The sequence below is a fragment of the Rhizobium gallicum bv. gallicum R602sp genome, assembly GCF_000816845.1.
Lineage (GTDB): Bacteria > Pseudomonadota > Alphaproteobacteria > Rhizobiales > Rhizobiaceae > Rhizobium > Rhizobium gallicum.
In genome coordinates this window covers 2,644,858-2,659,607 of record NZ_CP006877.1, presented here as the reverse complement: position 1 = coordinate 2,659,607, position 14,750 = coordinate 2,644,858, and the positions used below count along the sequence as shown (strand labels likewise).

Here is a 14,750-nt window from a genome sequence, read left to right as displayed (position 1 = left end):
AAGGTTCCGGCCGATGATGACATCGGCCGGCAAATCACATGCGATATTCCGGCATCGCCCAGGCGCGGAAGCAGTCGGACGACTGGTACGGCGCATTCGAATTTGCGCCTTCTTTTGCCTGTCCGCGCAGTTCTTCGAGCGATTTTCCGGCAGCAAGCTGCAACCTCACCTGTTCGATGAAGCAGGAAAGGGGCAGGTCCGAGCCGCTCGTGGCTCGCATTTCTTCGGCAATGCGGTTCAGGAAATCCGGGGTCTCGATTGCGCGGGATGCCTCCCGAACATCCCCAGACGGCGGCGAACCGCTCTGTATCATCATGACAATCCTCCTCCGATTGTTACGCAACACAAGCTCAGTTTAGCACGTTAGTTTAGCGCATGCTCACGCTTCTTAAAGGCCATGTAATGTATTTTTACCCGTACGCTTGCGTACGGTCATGGCCACCGGACGACCGGCGGCATCGACGAGAGGATCGACTCTATATTGCCTCCCGTCTTCAACCCGAAGATTGTACCGCGATCGTAGAGCAAATTGAACTCGACGTAGCGCCCGCGCCTGATCAATTGTTCGTCACGGTCGGCTTCGGTCCATTCCTTGTTGAAATTGGAGCGGACGATTTTCGGATAAACCATGGCGAAGGCCCGGCCGACATCGCGGGTGAAAGCGAAGTCGGCATCCCAGCCGCCGGCTTCCTCGCTCGAATGCAGCCAGTCATAAAAGATGCCGCCGATGCCGCGCGGCTCGTTGCGGTGCTTCAGGAAAAAGTATTCGTCGCACCATTTCTTGTAAGCGCCGTAGTCGGCGACGGGCGAATGGCTGCGGCAGGCAATTTCCATAGCCTTGTGGAAGAGGCGACTATCGTCGTCTTCCTGCGTGCGGCGCCGGTCGAGCACCGGCGTCAGGTCCGCACCGCCCCCGAACCAGCGGCTGGAGGTGACGACCATGCGGGTGTTCATATGCACTGTGGGGACATTGGGGTTCACCGGATGGGCGATCAGCGAAATACCTGAGGCCCAGAACCGGGGGTCTTCGCTGGCACCCGGCATCTGGGCGCGCAGATCGGGCGCGAATTCCCCATACACCGTGGAGGTATGCACGCCGACCTTTTCGAAAACGCGGCCGTGCATCATCGACATCCGGCCCCCGCCGCCGGCGCCATTTTCACGCGACCACTCCTTGCCGACGAAACGGCCGGGCTCCTGGTCCGAAAGAGTGCCGGTCAGCTCGTCTTCCAAGGCCTCGAAGGCGGCGCAGATCGTATCGCGCAACCCTTCGAACCAAGTGCGCGCGGCGACCTTCTTTTCTTCGATATCGTCCGGCAGGCCGATCGGCAGGTCTGGTCGTTCCATCATTATCCCCAGCAGTCGTTATTGCGTCACAAGCGACTCGATCATCGCTGATTACGGTTTCGTGGTATCAGGTGCCTCGGTGCCTTGCCAGCCGGCGGAAAGCCGCAGTCGAGGCAGCAAAGATTCGACTCGCAAATTGATATTTTCAATACTACCTTTCCCGCTAAGAGGTAGGTTTCATGACTAAAATCCCGGGACCTCCGTCGTTTGACGGCTTGAAGCGCAGGATCGAACGGCATCGGGCGGAAGGCAATGCCCGCAAGGGTGATCACTTCGTGCGCCAGACCTATCGGCTTGGCCTGCTTGACGCGCGGGCAAAGGCGCGCGAATGGTTTGCCGAATACCCGAAGGCGGCCTATTGGACCGAAGTGGAAAGCTGGCGGCAGCTCGATAACGACCAGATCGAATTCACCATGCGCCGGCTGCCTTCCGCCGACTGACCGTCATTGCGCAGGCGTGCGCAGGCGGCTCTCGATGAGCAATCCGCTCTCGTCGAGGATCGGATGCGCGACCGAGACGATATGGGCGTTGATGCGTTTTAGATCGCGCAGCATGTCGAGATGCAGTGAACTCGTCTGCAGGCTGTCGGCGTAGCCCTCGCGCAGGCGTTCAAGGTGGCGTTCGGCGGATTGCTTCTCCATCCTGCGGACTTCGACCTTCACTTCCATCATCTGTTTGGCGAGATTGAAGTCGCGTGTCACGAAGATCGTTTGCGCGATCCGCAGGTTGTCGATCGTCAAATGGAAGAGCTTCTTGAGCTCCTGGTAACCGTCGTCGGAAAACCGCAGGCCGAGCGAAACCTTTTTGCTGATCTGTGGCAGCAGGCCCTTTTCGATGATATCGCCGATATGCTCGAGGTTGATCGCGTAGTCGATGATGATGATCGAGTGGCGGCCGTTCTCTTCACTCAGGCCCTCGCGGCCGAGCTTGGAAAGATAGACCTTCACTTCCTGCTGCAGGCTATCGACCCGCTTTTCGAGCGTGGGAATTTCCTTGAGCTTCGTCAGGTCGTCCTGCTCGAAGGCGTCGGAGGCTCGGATCAGCATGCGCTCTATGAGGTCGCCGACGCCGAGGACTTCGCGAGTGGCGCTTGCAAGCGCCACGACGGGCGTCGACAGTTCCTGCTGGTCAAGATATTTCGGCGCATTGTCGGTTTGTGCTTCCTCTGGAACGAGACGCAGCATCAACTGCGACAACAGGCGCGAGAACGGCCAGGCGACAGCGGCGAGGATCAGGTTGAAGCCGAGATGCGCATCGACCGGAAGCTTGGCGGGATCGAGCCGCAGCATTTCCAGAAGCTCGGCGCCGTAGCCGGCAAGCGGGAGTGCGATCGCACATCCGGCGGCCCGCACGATCAGGTTGCCAAGCGTAACGCGCTTTGCCGAGGCCGGTCCGCCAAGCGAAGCGACGACCGGCGGAATTGCGCCGCCGAGATTGGCACCCAAAACGAGAACGATCACCAATCCCGCCGAGAGAATACCGGTCGATGCCAGGGAAAGGATCAGGACAACGGCGGCAAGGCTCGACGAGGAGACGAAGGCAATGCCGGCGGAGAACACAAGCGCCACCGGCCAGGCGTTGTCGAGCAGGCCGATAAAGGCGGCAAGCGCGGGCGACTGGCGCATAGGCTCTGTCGCGCCGCTCAAGAGATGCAGAGACAAGAGCATCAGGCCGATGCCGATCAGTGCGATGCCACCACCTTGGCGTGCGGTCGAGCCGCTGCGATAAAGGATGATGCCCACTAGGATGACGAGCGGCGACAACCATTCGATACCGGTCGCAACGATCCAGGCTGTGACGGCCGTGCCGACATTGGCACCGAGCAGGACGATCTGCGCCATGCGTGGCTTCACCAGTTCGCGCTCAACGAAGGAGGCGACCATCAGCGCCGTTGCCGTGGAGCTTTGCAATGCCAGCGTTGCGACGAAGCCTGAAACGAAGGAGCGCAAGCCGCCACGCGTACCCGTCGCAAGACCTGTGCGCAGCCGCGCTCCGAAGGCCCGAGACACACCGTCCTTCACCTGCGCGAGGCCGAACAGCAGCAGGGCTACCGCGCCGAACAGGTTTATCATGACGATCGTGGATTCCATTCTCTGCTGGTCTTTTCTTCTCGTTCACGGCCGGCGCAATGCCGTGCAATCTGTGTCTCAGCGCATTGCCATCTCTTTGAAATCGCGGCCTGGTTCTCACTTTTTGATTGTCCGGCTAATCATAATACGCCTGTTCCTGGATATCACAACGCCGTTTACGACATATCATGGCGAGGCTTCGCGAAGTCTCTCAGAAGCGAAATCAACGCCAGACAGTCTGTCGCATGGCCTCTCCGGCGATCATCGCGGCGGAGACCGCGACATTGATCGAGCGCTGCCCCTGGACCATCGGGATCAGGATACGCCCGGCGGCCTTTTCATGAACATGATCCGGAACGCCTGCGCTTTCGCGGCCAAACAGCAAAATGTCGTCCGGCCGGAATGCGAAGTCCGTGTAGCGGACCGATGCCTTGGTGGAGGCGAGCACGATGCGGCGGCCCGTTGGAGCCCGCCATTGCTCGAAGCGATCCCAACTGACATGACGGGTAAGCGCAACGGCTGCGATATAGTCCATGCCGGCGCGTTTCAGGTTGCGGTCGGAAATGTCGAAGCCGGCGGGCTCGATGATGTCTACGGCCACTCCGAGGCAGGCGGCAAGACGCAGGATCGTGCCGGTATTGCCGGGGATGTCGGGCTGATAGAGCGCCAGTCTGAGATCGGTCATGCGAAATTCCATCTTGCTGCTTGAGGCAAAGAGACCTATTTCAACTGTGATTTCGGCGCAACAAGGCGCCTTTTGCCCCTGAATTGTTCAATTTTTTCCGATTTTGGACTGGAAATTTCGCAATTTTCGCGTTATTGGTGCACATCTTCAATCGCCAGCTAGGGAGGGCCGACATGAATATTCTGATGCTTACGCGCCTTCCAGCCGCGATACCAAGCGTGGCGATATCGCGCTCCTGAGCGCAAGCTTTCTAAAATTCCCCTTTTTTGATCCATTGCGCGGCTGTCGTGGCCTCGCCCCTCGAACGTCCGGTTCCCATATGCGCCTTAGTGCATTTTGCGCAGGCCGGGAGGTGGAACGGTGAAGTTCCGGAGCACTTTTCATGTTTAGCTGGTTCGAACAGCGACTGAACCCCTTTCCGAGTGAGGAGCCGGTCGTTCCCCCGAAGGGTCTTTTTGCCTTCTGCTGGCACTATACGAAGCCTGCGGCGCCCTGGCTTGCAGCCATGGCCGTGCTGACGGCGCTGATTGCGATCGGCGAAGTGGCACTCTTCCAGTTCCTCGGCGATATCGTCGATTGGCTGACGAATGCCGACAAGGCGACGTTCCTGCAGAATGAATGGCACAAGCTTGCCTGGATGGCGGCTTTGATCCTCGTCGGCCTGCCGCTGGCGGCTGGGCTCGATTCACTTATCATGCATCAGGTCCTGCTCGGCAATTACCCGATGATCGCGCGCTGGCAGATGCACCGCTTCCTGCTGCGCCACAGCATGACCTTCTTCGCCAACGAATTTGCCGGACGCGTTGCGACCAAGGTGATGCAGACCTCGCTTGCCGTTCGTGAAACAACGATGAAGATCCTCGACGTCTTCGTCTATGTCGTCACGTACTTTCTGACGATGATTATCGTGATCGCAGCGGCGGACTGGCGGCTGATGGTGCCAATCCTGGTCTGGCTGGCCATCTATGTCAGCATCGTGTCGTATTTCGTGCCCCGGCTGCGCAGGATCGCGGCGCAGCAGGCGGATGCGCGCTCTATGATGACGGGCCGGGTGGTCGACAGCTACACGAACATTGCGACCGTCAAGCTCTTCTCGCATGCGGGCAGGGAGGAAGGCTATGCCAAGGCCGGAATGGACGAGTTCCTGCAGACGGTGCACCAGCAGATGCGTCGCGTCACGCTGTTCCACGTGTGCGTCTATATCAACAACTGCGTGGCGCTCTTCGTCATCTCCGGCCTGTCGATCTGGTTCTGGCTGAATGGCCAGATTTCGGTCGGCGCGATCGCCATTGCAATCGGCCTTGCGATGCGCGTCAACGGCATGTCGCAATGGATCATGTGGGAGGTATCGGCGCTCTTTGAAAACATCGGCACGGTCTATGACGGCATGGAGATGATGACGAAAAACCACGACATCACCGACAAGCCCGATGCACCCCCGATGCAGGCGAAGAGGGGTGCGATCCATTACGAACGCATCCGCTTCCACTACGGCAAGGGCAAGGGCGTCATCGACAACCTATCGCTCGATATCAAGGCGGGTGAGAAGGTTGGCCTTGTCGGCCGCTCCGGCGCTGGTAAGACGACTCTGATGAACCTGCTGCTGCGCTTCTACGATTTGGAAGCCGGCCGCATCACCATCGACGGCCAGGATATCTCGCTGGTGTCGCAGGAAAGCCTCCGCTCGCTGATCGGCGTGGTGACGCAGGATACGTCGCTGCTGCACCGCTCGATCCGCGACAATATCGCCTACGGCCGTCCGGATGCGACGGACGCGGATGTGATCGAGGCGGCGAAGCGGGCAAATGCCTGGGAGTTCATCGAAGGGCTTGTCGATATGCAGGGCCGCAAGGGGCTTGACGCGCAGGTCGGCGAGCGCGGCGTGAAGCTGTCCGGTGGCCAGCGCCAGCGCGTTGCGATCGCCCGGGTGTTCTTGAAGGACGCGCCGATCCTGGTGCTCGACGAGGCGACCTCGGCGCTCGATTCCGAAGTGGAAGCGGCGATCCAGGAGAACCTTTTCGCGCTGATGGAAGGCAAGACGGTGATCGCGATCGCCCATCGCCTGTCGACGCTGACGGAGATGGACCGCCTGATCGTGCTCGACAAGGGCCGGATCATCGAGGCCGGCTCGCACGTCGATCTCGTCAGTCAGGGCGGCATATATGCCGATCTTTGGACCCGCCAGTCCGGCGGCTTCCTTGCCGATCATTCCCAAGAAGCGGAGGAAGCGGCGGAGTAAAGCGAAAGGCCCTCCCGGCGAAAGCCGGGAGGGCTTCTTAATCGTTTGAGGCCAGTTAAGAAGCCCTGTTATCCTGATCAGGACAAATGGCGGCATTCCTCGCGTTCAGCACGGTCGGCGCGAGCTGCCGCAGGCGCTGATTTACAGGCTGTCTGCCCAGTCTCTTACCCTGTGACGCTCGACCACGACGATGGCGCCTGTCATCGTGCGGAATGCCGTCAGGCGGCGCTCTTCCTCGTTGTCCAGCCATGCGGCAACCGCCTCGCTGACGATCGTGTCGCGCGATATGCCGAGTTGGGCTGCGGTTTCATCGAGTCTGTCCGCAAGCGGGAGCGGAATATGCGACGCGAGCACCCTCGTTTCCATGACGGTATTTCTCCGATAAGCGGCTATTGTACTCCGAGATCGTGACGAGGTCAGCGACATTCAACATGGATGCCGCCGATGTTACCGAAAATTACCGAAATATAAGGTTGTGTCCGCCCTCCGTTACCTTTGCCGCAGGGTTGTCTCGGACTATAACGCAATGATGCTCCTGCGCCCGATACTCAATCTGTTTGAAAACTGGATCGATCCGTTCCGCCGGCGCGGCAATATACAGCCGCCGCGTTCGACGGCCGGCTTCATCTGGTTCTACATTGGCCAGGCGAAATGGCCCTTCGTCGCGATGCTCGTCCTCGGCGGCATGTCGGCGGCGATCGAGGCTTCGCTTTTCTGGTTTGTCGGACGGCTGGTCGATATATTGAGCACCGTCAGGCCGGGCGTTGGCTGGAGCGAGATGCTTGCCGCACACGGCAGCGAGCTCTTCGGAATGCTGGCTTTGATCGGCTTTGTCCGTTTCGTTGTGGTCTTCCTCATCGCACTGGTCGATCAGCAGGTCATCACGCCGGGTTTTTACAATCTCGCGCGCTGGCAATCCTATCTCCACGTCTCGCGCCAATCGCTGCATTTTTTCCAGAGCGATTTTTCCGGGCGGATTGTGACGAAGGTCTGGTCGGCCGGCCAGGCGGTGGGCGATCTCGTGACCTCGCTCATGGAGAGCGTCTGGTTCGTTGGAATCTACGCGGCGACGACGCTGGTGCTGGTGGCTCAGCTCGATTTTTCGCTTGCGGCCGTCGTGCTGTTCTGGCTCGCTGCCTTCGGCGTGCTCGCCCGCTATTTCGTGCCTCGCATCCGCTATCACTCGCGCGAGACTGCGGAAGCCGCCTCGATGCTCAACGGCCGCATGGTCGATTCATACAGCAACATCCAGACGCTGAAGCTTTTCGCTCGTCACGAGGAAAGCGACCGCTACATGCGCCAGGGTTTCGATATCTATCAGGATACCGTGCTGCGCTTTACCCGGTTCATTACCGGTGTACGTGCCTCCATGGCGCTGCTTTCCGGCCTGATGATCGTGACGATGGGCGGGTTAAGCGTCGATCTGTGGCTGCGCGGGTTGGTGAGTTCCGGTTCCGTGGCTTTTTCGCTGGCCCTCGTCCTGCGCCTCAACTTCCTTCTTGGCCGCCTGATGACGCAGTTCAACGGCATCATGCGCAATCTGGGCACGATCCAGAATGCTGCCGAATTAATCTCGCAGCCGCTCGGTCTCGTCGATCGGCCCAATGCTCCCGATCTCGTCGTCCGCGAGCCTAGCATCCGCTTCGAAAACGTGTCCTTCCATTACGGCCGGGGCAAGGGTGTCATCGAGAATTTCTCGCTGACCGTCGCACCCGGCGAGAAGGTCGGAATCGTCGGGCGCTCCGGCGCCGGCAAGTCGACGCTGGTCAATCTGTTGCTGCGCCTCTACGACCTTGAAGGCGGGCACATCCTTGTCGATGGCCAGGATATTGCTGCGGTCAGCCAGGAGTCGCTGCGCATGCAGATCGGCGTCGTCAGCCAGGATACGTCGCTGCTGCACCGTTCGGTCCGGGACAACATCCTCTTCGGCCGGCCCGATGCGGACGAGGAACGGCTGCTCGATGCCGCACGGCGGGCAGAGGCGCTCGGCTTCATCGAGCGCTTGCACGATCAGCAGGGGCGCAAAGGTTTCGACGCGCATGTCGGCGAGCGCGGCGTGAAGCTTTCCGGCGGGCAGCGGCAACGTATCGCAATCGCGCGCCTCATGCTGAAGGACGCACCGATCCTGGTGCTCGACGAGGCGACCTCAGCGCTCGATTCCGAGGTGGAAGAGGTGATCCAGTCCAATCTGAGCCGGATCATGGAGGGGAAGACTGTGCTGGCCATCGCTCACCGCCTTTCGACGATTGCCGCGCTCGATAGGCTGATTGTTGTCGATCGCGGCCGAATCATCGAAGAAGGCACGCATAAATCCCTGGTCGAAAGAGGCGGGCTTTATGCCGAGCTATGGGCGCGCCAGTCCGGCGGCTTCCTCGGTGCAGGCGAAGATATGCCCGGGCGTGAGGCGAGGGCTGTTTAGGCAAGCGTCTTCCAGTAAGGCTCCGATCCGCTGAATCCAAGGGATTGCGGTAGAAAATTCATCTGAAAATACCCGCGACATTGTGGCCTCATACTATTGTCAAGGCTGGACATAATTTGCGATCAAGCATAGAACGCGCCGGATTGGCGGGGAATCTAAGGCCGAATTGTGTCTGTGTAGATTCGCCGCTTAGATGGGCAGGGCGGAATTCCGCGAAAATTGCGCAGAGGATGGTTTAGCCGTGAGCGAACACGAAACGACAAGCGAGGCTTCAGGGGAGCCCACGCGCCGTGATTTCCTTTATCTCACCACTGGTATGGCAGGCGCCGTCGGCGCTGCGGCGTTCGCTTGGCCGTTCATCGATCAGATGCGTCCGGATGCGTCCACGCTCGCTCTTGCTTCCATCGAAGTCGACGTATCGAGCCTCGGGCCGGGCATGTCGCTGACCGCCAAGTGGCGCGGCAAGCCGGTCTTCATCCGCAACCGTACGCCCGAGGAAGTGAAGGCCGCCGACGAGGTTCCGCTTTCCGATCTCAAGGATCCGATCGCACGCAACGAGAACCTTCCGGCCGAAGCGCAGGCAACCGGTGTCGACCGCTCTGCCGGCAAGGACAAGCAAAACTGGATCGTCATGATCGGTTCGTGCACCCATCTCGGTTGCGTGCCGCTCGGACAGGCCGGCGAATACAACGGTTGGTTCTGTCCCTGCCATGGCTCGGTCTACGACACGGCCGGCCGCATCCGTAAAGGTCCGGCGCCGACGAACCTGCCGATTCCGACCTATTCGTTCGTTTCCGATACAGTGATCAAGATCGGTTGAGGGGAGACTGATTTATGAGTGGCCATTCCAGCTACGAGCCATCAACCGGCCTCGAGAAGTGGATCGATGCGCGCCTGCCGCTGCCGCGCATGGTCTACGACAGCTTCGTTGCATATCCGGTTCCGCGTAACCTGAACTATGCCTATACTTTCGGCGCCATGCTGTCGGTCATGCTGGTCGTACAGATCCTGACCGGCATTGTGCTCGCCATGCATTATGCTGCCGAAACCTCGGTCGCCTTCAATGCCGTCGAAAAGATCATGCGCGACGTCAACCACGGCTGGCTGCTGCGCTATATGCATGCCAACGGCGCCTCCTTCTTCTTCGTCGCGGTCTATCTGCACATTGCCCGCGGCCTTTACTACGGCTCCTACAAGGCGCCGCGCGAAATCCTCTGGATCCTCGGCGTTCTCATCTATCTGCTGATGATGGCGACCGGCTTCATGGGCTACGTTCTGCCCTGGGGCCAGATGTCCTTCTGGGGCGCGACCGTCATCACCGGCTTCTTCTCGGCCTTCCCGCTGGTCGGCGAATGGGTGCAGCAGTTTCTGCTCGGCGGATTTGCCGTTGAAAACCCGACGCTCAACCGCTTTTTCTCTCTGCACTACCTGCTGCCCTTCATCATCGCAGGCGTTGTCGTCTTGCATATCTGGGCGCTGCATGTGACCGGCCAGACGAACCCGACCGGCGTCGAGGTCAAGACCAAGACGGACACCGTCCACTTCACGCCCTATGCAACTCTCAAGGACGCACTCGGCGTTTCGATCTTCCTGCTGGTCTACGCCTACTTCGTCTTCTACATGCCGAATTTCCTCGGCCATCCGGACAACTATATCCCGGCTGACCCGCTGAAGACGCCGGCGCACATCGTTCCGGAATGGTACTTCCTGCCATTCTACGCGATGCTGCGCTCGATCACCTTCAACATCGGTCCGATCGATTCCAAGCTCGGCGGCGTCCTTGTGATGTTCGGCGCGATCATCGTGCTGTTCTTCCTGCCATGGCTCGACACGTCGAAGGTCCGCTCTGCGGTCTACCGCCCCTGGTACAAGATGTTCTACTGGCTGTTCGTGATCGATGCGGTCATCCTCGGCTGGCTCGGTTCCCAACCGGCGGAAGGTGCCTTCGTCCTGATCTCTCAGATCTGCACGCTGCTTTACTTTGCTTTCTTCCTGGTCGCCATGCCAGTGCTTGGTCTCGTCGAGACGCCGCGCCGCATTCCAAACTCGATCACCGAAGCTGTACTGGAAAAGCGTAATCAACAAACAGCTACGGTCAAGGCATAAGCGAGCGGAAGGAATAGAACGATGAAAAAGCTTGTTGCAAGCATTCTGCCGCTCGCAGTCGCAGCTATCCTCGGAACTGCTGCATTCGCACAGGAAGCGACGCACGGCGAGGGCGCTGCTCCTGCGGAGCACGAGGAAGGCGCCACGCCGCACTATCCGCTGAAGCACCCGCGGGAGCAGGACTGGAGCTTCGCCGGCCCGTTCGGTCATTATGACAAGGGCCAGCTGCAGCGCGGCCTGAAGGTCTATACGGAAGTCTGTTCCGCCTGCCATTCGATGAGCCTCGTTCCCTTCCGCATGCTCGGCGAACTCGGCTACTCCGAGGCGCAGGTCAAGGCTTTTGCCGCGAACTACGACGTTCAAGATGGCCCGGATTCTGCGGGTGAGATGTTCACACGCAAGGCTATCCCTTCGGATTATTTCCCGTCGCCATACGCCAACGACCAGGCCGCTGCCGCCGCGAACAATGGCGCGGCCCCGCCGGACTTTTCGCTGATCGCGAAGGCCCGCGGGATAACCCGCGGCTTCCCGCAGTTCGTCTTCGATATCTTCACGCAATATCAGGAAGGCGGGCCGGACTATATCTACTCGCTGCTGACCGGCTATGAAGAGCCGCCGGCGGGTTTCCAGGTTCCCGAAGGCGCGCATTACAACCCTTACTTCAACGCTGCCGCGGCCTTCGCGATGCCGAAGCCACTCGCCGACGATCAGGTGACCTATGACGACGGCACGCCGCAGACCGTCGATCAATACTCCAAGGATGTCTCGGCCTTCCTGATGTGGGCCGCAGAGCCGCACCTCGAAGAGCGTAAGAGCACCGGCTTCATGGTCATCGTGTTCCTGCTGATCTTCTCGGGTCTCATCTTCCTGACGAAGCGCTCGGTCTATGCCAACAAAGAGCACTGAGCGGTTCTAGCCCAACAAGCAAAAGGCGGCTTTCGGGCCGCCTTTTTTGTTGGTTCCATGTCAGTCAGTTGATAGGGTGCAACCGACGAAATGCCCTCGCAGACAGACGGATTTTCCATGAATAATATTGCCTCGGAGCTTGCGGTTAGCATCCGCTCCATCCCGGACTATCCAAAGCCCGGCATTATCTTTCGCGACATCACGACGCTGCTTGGCAATCCGCGGGCGTTTCGCCGCGCTGTGGATGAGCTGGTGCAGCCTTATGCGGGCCTGAAGATCGACAAGATCGCCGGCATGGAAGCGCGCGGCTTCATTCTCGGCGGCGCCGTGGCGCATCAGCTGTCGGCCGGCTTCGTGCCAATCCGCAAGAAGGGCAAGCTGCCGCATGATACCGTGCGGATCGCCTACAGCCTTGAATATGGCGTCGATGAGATGGAGATGCACCGGGATGCGGTTCAGCCGGGCGAGAAGGTCATTCTCGTGGACGATCTGATTGCGACCGGAGGGACGGCCGTCGGCGCGACGAAGCTACTTCGCCAGATGGGTGCGGAAGTCGTCGGTGCGTGCTTCGTCATCGATCTGCCGGATCTCGGCGGCCGCAAGAAGCTCGATGAGCTCGGGGTGAAGGTCCACACGCTGGTCGAATTCGCCGGGCACTGAAGCCCGGCCTTACTCGAATTCGAGTACGCTGCCCTCGAAGCGGATGACAGGCGTGCCATCCTGGTTGACGCCTTCGTTGAGGATCGAATTGAGGAACCAGCCCGGCCGCGATGTGAGAGGCCGGCTGGCAAGCAAGGTCACCGAATAGCTGACAGTCTCGTCGACGAAGACCGGACGCAGCCATTGCAACTTCTGGAAGCCGGGCGAAGGGCCGAGCTTCGGCGGTGCGACGCCCTCCCGGGCAAGTCGTGCGGTTTCCTTTTCCCAATAATCCAGGAAAGTTCGCATCCAGGCGGCGCATGTATGCCAGCCAGAGGCGCAGAGATTGCCGAAGAGCGTCTTCCTGGCGGCTTCCTTGTCAACATGGAAGCGCTGCGGATCGAACCGCGTGGCGAAATGGATGATCCGCTCCTCGGTAAAGGTGTAGCCGCCGATCGCGGCCTTTTCGCCGATCGTATAAAGCTCAGCCATCCTCATGGATTTGTCTCCGCTGTGTCACGCATGCTGAACATGATCCAGTTTTCGCAATAGCAGACCAGATCGCCGTGCTGATTTTGGACCTCATGCTTGAAGCGGGCGATGCCGATCCCGGGCCGCGAGCGCATGGCGCGCGACTCCAGCACCGTCGAACGCCCCGACAGCGTGTCGCCGGCAAGCACGGGCTTCCTCCATTCCATTACGTCGATGCCGGGTGCGCCCTGGGAATGTGAATTCAGCAGAAAACCATAGGCCATCATGCGCATGAAGAGCGCGGACGTATGCCAGCCGGAAGCCGCGAGCCCGCCAAGGATGCTGGCGCGTCCGGCCATCTCGTCCATATGCATCGGCTGCGGGTCGAATTCGGTTGCGAACTCGATGATTTCCTGCGCCGTCACGGCGACCGGGCCTAGCGCAAAGCTGCGGCCCGGCTCGAAGTCTTCAAAAACTAGCTTCATCTGGCCTCGTCCTCCCTCGGCCGTGCGGCCGATCAGGTATTGAAGCGGAAGTGGATCACGTCGCCGTCCTGAACCACGTATTCCTTGCCTTCGTCCCGGGCTTTGCCCGCGTCCTTGGCGCCGGTTTCGCCGCCCAGCGCGACGTAGTCGTTATAGCCGATAGTGAAGGCACGGATGAAGCCGCGTTCGAAATCCGTGTGGATGACGCCGGCAGCCGCCGGTGCCTTGGTGCCGCGCACGATCGTCCAAGCGCGGGTCTCTTTGGGGCCGACGGTGAAATAGGTGATCAAGTCGAGTAGGTGATAGCCTGCACGGATTAGGCGGTCGAGGCCGGCCTCTTCGAGACCAAGTGCGGAGAGGAATTCCTTGCTCTCTTCTTCCGGCAGTTGAGCCACTTCGGACTCGATCGCGGCGGAGATGATCACGCATTCGGCGCCTTGGGCCTTCGCCATCTCGGCAACAGCCTCGGTATGTTCGTTGCCTGTCGCTGCCTCGGCTTCCGCGACGTTGCAGACGTAGAGTACCGGATGGGAAGTCAGAAGGTTCAAGCCCTTCAGGACTTCGATTTCGTCGGCGCCGAGCGACTTCAGCAATAGACGAGCCGGCTTGCCTTCGTCGAGGAGCTTGATCACCGCTTCCATGACGGGAAGCTGGGTCAGCGAATCCTTGTCCTTGGAGGCAGCGCGTTTGCGGGTTTGCTCGACACGGCGCTCGAGACTTTCAAGGTCGGCAAGCATCAGCTCGGTTTCGATGGTTTCGGCGTCGCTGACCGGATTGATGCGGCCTTCGACATGGGTGATGTCGTCATCCTCGAAGCAGCGCAGGACATGCACGACGGCATCGACTTCGCGGATGTTGGCGAGGAACTTGTTGCCGAGGCCTTCGCCCTTGGACGCGCCGCGTACAAGACCGGCGATATCGACGAAGGAAATGCGGGTCGGGATGATTTCCTTCGAGCCGGCGATCGAGGCGAGTTTCTGCATCCGTGGATCTGGAACGGCGACTTCGCCGGTGTTCGGCTCGATGGTACAGAAGGGATAGTTCGCCGCCTGCGCCGCTGCCGTCTTGGTGAGCGCGTTGAAGAGTGTCGACTTGCCGACATTCGGCAGACCGACGATACCGCATTTGAAGCCCATGACTGGATGTCCGTATTCGCTGAAATCGTTGCCTTGCCTATGGGATAAAGGAGCCATGCGGTCAAGTCTTCCGCCGCTTTTACCGCTGCTCACTTGCCGATCGGGCGACGCTGGCCTATTTTCTGGACGCGGAGATTTCGAGACGTGATATTGCGGATTTCACCGAAAGGGCAGGTGACCTTCACCCAAGGAGACCTAGACCATCTTGGTGTCAAACACCCGGTGACGAGCTTGAACCTGAGCTCTAC

The 14,750-nt window shown here is 59.9% G+C and carries 15 protein-coding genes; 7 read left to right on the top strand and 8 right to left on the bottom strand.

Going from position 1 to position 14,750, the window contains the following annotated elements:
- Window positions 1–34: 34 nt before the first annotated feature.
- A complete protein-coding gene (locus RGR602_RS13220) occupies window positions 35–316 on the bottom strand; it encodes a hypothetical protein (RefSeq protein WP_039845490.1) in 282 nt (93 codons plus the stop codon).
- Window positions 317–432: 116 nt separating this feature from the next.
- Window positions 433–1,347 carry an oxygen-dependent coproporphyrinogen oxidase gene (gene hemF / locus RGR602_RS13215; RefSeq protein WP_039845489.1) on the bottom strand — a complete coding sequence of 305 codons (915 nt, stop codon included), beginning with the start codon at window positions 1,345–1,347 and terminating at the stop codon, window positions 433–435.
- A gap of 179 nt (window positions 1,348–1,526) precedes the next feature.
- On the opposite strand from hemF, the gene RGR602_RS13210 reads away from it, so the two are divergent.
- Window positions 1,527–1,787: a hypothetical protein gene (locus tag RGR602_RS13210; protein ID WP_039845488.1), complete on the top strand. Its 261-nt coding sequence runs from the start codon at window positions 1,527–1,529 to the stop codon at window positions 1,785–1,787.
- A 3-nt stretch (window positions 1,788–1,790) separates the two neighbouring features.
- Here RGR602_RS13210 and RGR602_RS13205 read toward each other — a convergent pair whose 3' ends face one another.
- Window positions 1,791–3,437, bottom strand: coding sequence for a Na/Pi cotransporter family protein (locus RGR602_RS13205; protein WP_039845487.1), 1,647 nt, complete (start codon window positions 3,435–3,437; stop codon window positions 1,791–1,793).
- Between the two features lie 202 nt (window positions 3,438–3,639).
- Window positions 3,640–4,101, bottom strand: a complete 462-nt coding sequence (locus RGR602_RS13200; RefSeq protein WP_039846853.1) for a tRNA (cytidine(34)-2'-O)-methyltransferase — start codon at window positions 4,099–4,101, stop codon at window positions 3,640–3,642.
- A 382-nt stretch (window positions 4,102–4,483) separates the two neighbouring features.
- On the opposite strand from RGR602_RS13200, the gene RGR602_RS13195 reads away from it, so the two are divergent.
- Entirely contained in the window at window positions 4,484–6,340 is a 1,857-nt protein-coding gene (locus tag RGR602_RS13195; RefSeq protein ID WP_039845486.1) for an ABC transporter ATP-binding protein, read from the top strand.
- Between the two features lie 141 nt (window positions 6,341–6,481).
- Here the strand turns inward: RGR602_RS13195 and RGR602_RS13190 are convergent, their stop codons facing one another.
- Entirely contained in the window at window positions 6,482–6,706 is a 225-nt protein-coding gene (locus tag RGR602_RS13190) for a ribbon-helix-helix domain-containing protein (protein WP_039845485.1), read from the bottom strand.
- A 163-nt stretch (window positions 6,707–6,869) separates the two neighbouring features.
- Here RGR602_RS13190 and RGR602_RS13185 point away from each other — a divergent pair, with 163 nt between their 5' ends.
- From RGR602_RS13185 to RGR602_RS13165, 5 genes are all read left to right on the top strand, one after another.
- Window positions 6,870–8,759, top strand: a complete 1,890-nt coding sequence (locus RGR602_RS13185) for an ABC transporter ATP-binding protein (RefSeq protein WP_039846852.1) — start codon at window positions 6,870–6,872, stop codon at window positions 8,757–8,759.
- Between the two features lie 241 nt (window positions 8,760–9,000).
- Window positions 9,001–9,579 carry a ubiquinol-cytochrome c reductase iron-sulfur subunit gene (gene petA, locus RGR602_RS13180; RefSeq protein WP_039846851.1) on the top strand — a complete coding sequence of 193 codons (579 nt, stop codon included), beginning with the start codon at window positions 9,001–9,003 and terminating at the stop codon, window positions 9,577–9,579.
- A gap of 14 nt (window positions 9,580–9,593) precedes the next feature.
- Complete coding sequence (locus tag RGR602_RS13175; protein WP_039845484.1) at window positions 9,594–10,865, top strand: cytochrome b; 1,272 nt, start codon at window positions 9,594–9,596, stop codon at window positions 10,863–10,865.
- A gap of 21 nt (window positions 10,866–10,886) precedes the next feature.
- Window positions 10,887–11,771, top strand: coding sequence for a cytochrome c1 (locus RGR602_RS13170; protein ID WP_039845483.1), 885 nt, complete (start codon window positions 10,887–10,889; stop codon window positions 11,769–11,771).
- Window positions 11,772–11,888: 117 nt separating this feature from the next.
- A complete protein-coding gene (locus RGR602_RS13165) occupies window positions 11,889–12,431 on the top strand; it encodes an adenine phosphoribosyltransferase (protein WP_039846850.1) in 543 nt (180 codons plus the stop codon).
- Window positions 12,432–12,440: 9 nt separating this feature from the next.
- On the opposite strand, the gene RGR602_RS13160 is transcribed toward RGR602_RS13165, so the two are convergent.
- From RGR602_RS13160 to ychF, 3 genes are read right to left on the bottom strand one after another with little or no spacing between them, the layout of a single operon-like run.
- Window positions 12,441–12,908 carry a MaoC family dehydratase gene (locus RGR602_RS13160; protein WP_039845482.1) on the bottom strand — a complete coding sequence of 156 codons (468 nt, stop codon included), beginning with the start codon at window positions 12,906–12,908 and terminating at the stop codon, window positions 12,441–12,443.
- Window positions 12,905–13,366 carry a MaoC family dehydratase gene (locus RGR602_RS13155; protein WP_039845481.1) on the bottom strand — a complete coding sequence of 154 codons (462 nt, stop codon included), beginning with the start codon at window positions 13,364–13,366 and terminating at the stop codon, window positions 12,905–12,907. Before RGR602_RS13155 ends, RGR602_RS13160 begins: the two co-directional genes overlap by 4 nt.
- Window positions 13,367–13,398: 32 nt before the next feature.
- Window positions 13,399–14,502: a redox-regulated ATPase YchF gene (gene ychF, locus RGR602_RS13150; RefSeq protein WP_039845480.1), complete on the bottom strand. Its 1,104-nt coding sequence runs from the start codon at window positions 14,500–14,502 to the stop codon at window positions 13,399–13,401.
- Window positions 14,503–14,750 lie beyond the last annotated feature (248 nt).

Coding starts and splice junctions, on each gene's coding strand:
- RGR602_RS13220 (WP_039845490.1), bottom strand. CDS start 316: ATGATGATACAGAGCGGTTCGCCGCCGTCTGGGGATGTTCGGGAGGCA.
- hemF (WP_039845489.1), bottom strand. CDS start 1,347: ATGGAACGACCAGACCTGCCGATCGGCCTGCCGGACGATATCGAAGAA.
- RGR602_RS13210 (WP_039845488.1), top strand. CDS start 1,527: ATGACTAAAATCCCGGGACCTCCGTCGTTTGACGGCTTGAAGCGCAGG.
- RGR602_RS13205 (WP_039845487.1), bottom strand. CDS start 3,437: ATGGAATCCACGATCGTCATGATAAACCTGTTCGGCGCGGTAGCCCTG.
- RGR602_RS13200 (WP_039846853.1), bottom strand. CDS start 4,101: ATGACCGATCTCAGACTGGCGCTCTATCAGCCCGACATCCCCGGCAAT.
- RGR602_RS13195 (WP_039845486.1), top strand. CDS start 4,484: ATGTTTAGCTGGTTCGAACAGCGACTGAACCCCTTTCCGAGTGAGGAG.
- RGR602_RS13190 (WP_039845485.1), bottom strand. CDS start 6,706: ATGGAAACGAGGGTGCTCGCGTCGCATATTCCGCTCCCGCTTGCGGAC.
- RGR602_RS13185 (WP_039846852.1), top strand. CDS start 6,870: ATGCTCCTGCGCCCGATACTCAATCTGTTTGAAAACTGGATCGATCCG.
- RGR602_RS13175 (WP_039845484.1), top strand. CDS start 9,594: ATGAGTGGCCATTCCAGCTACGAGCCATCAACCGGCCTCGAGAAGTGG.
- RGR602_RS13170 (WP_039845483.1), top strand. CDS start 10,887: ATGAAAAAGCTTGTTGCAAGCATTCTGCCGCTCGCAGTCGCAGCTATC.
- RGR602_RS13165 (WP_039846850.1), top strand. CDS start 11,889: ATGAATAATATTGCCTCGGAGCTTGCGGTTAGCATCCGCTCCATCCCG.
- RGR602_RS13160 (WP_039845482.1), bottom strand. CDS start 12,908: ATGAGGATGGCTGAGCTTTATACGATCGGCGAAAAGGCCGCGATCGGC.
- RGR602_RS13155 (WP_039845481.1), bottom strand. CDS start 13,366: ATGAAGCTAGTTTTTGAAGACTTCGAGCCGGGCCGCAGCTTTGCGCTA.
- ychF (WP_039845480.1), bottom strand. CDS start 14,502: ATGGGCTTCAAATGCGGTATCGTCGGTCTGCCGAATGTCGGCAAGTCG.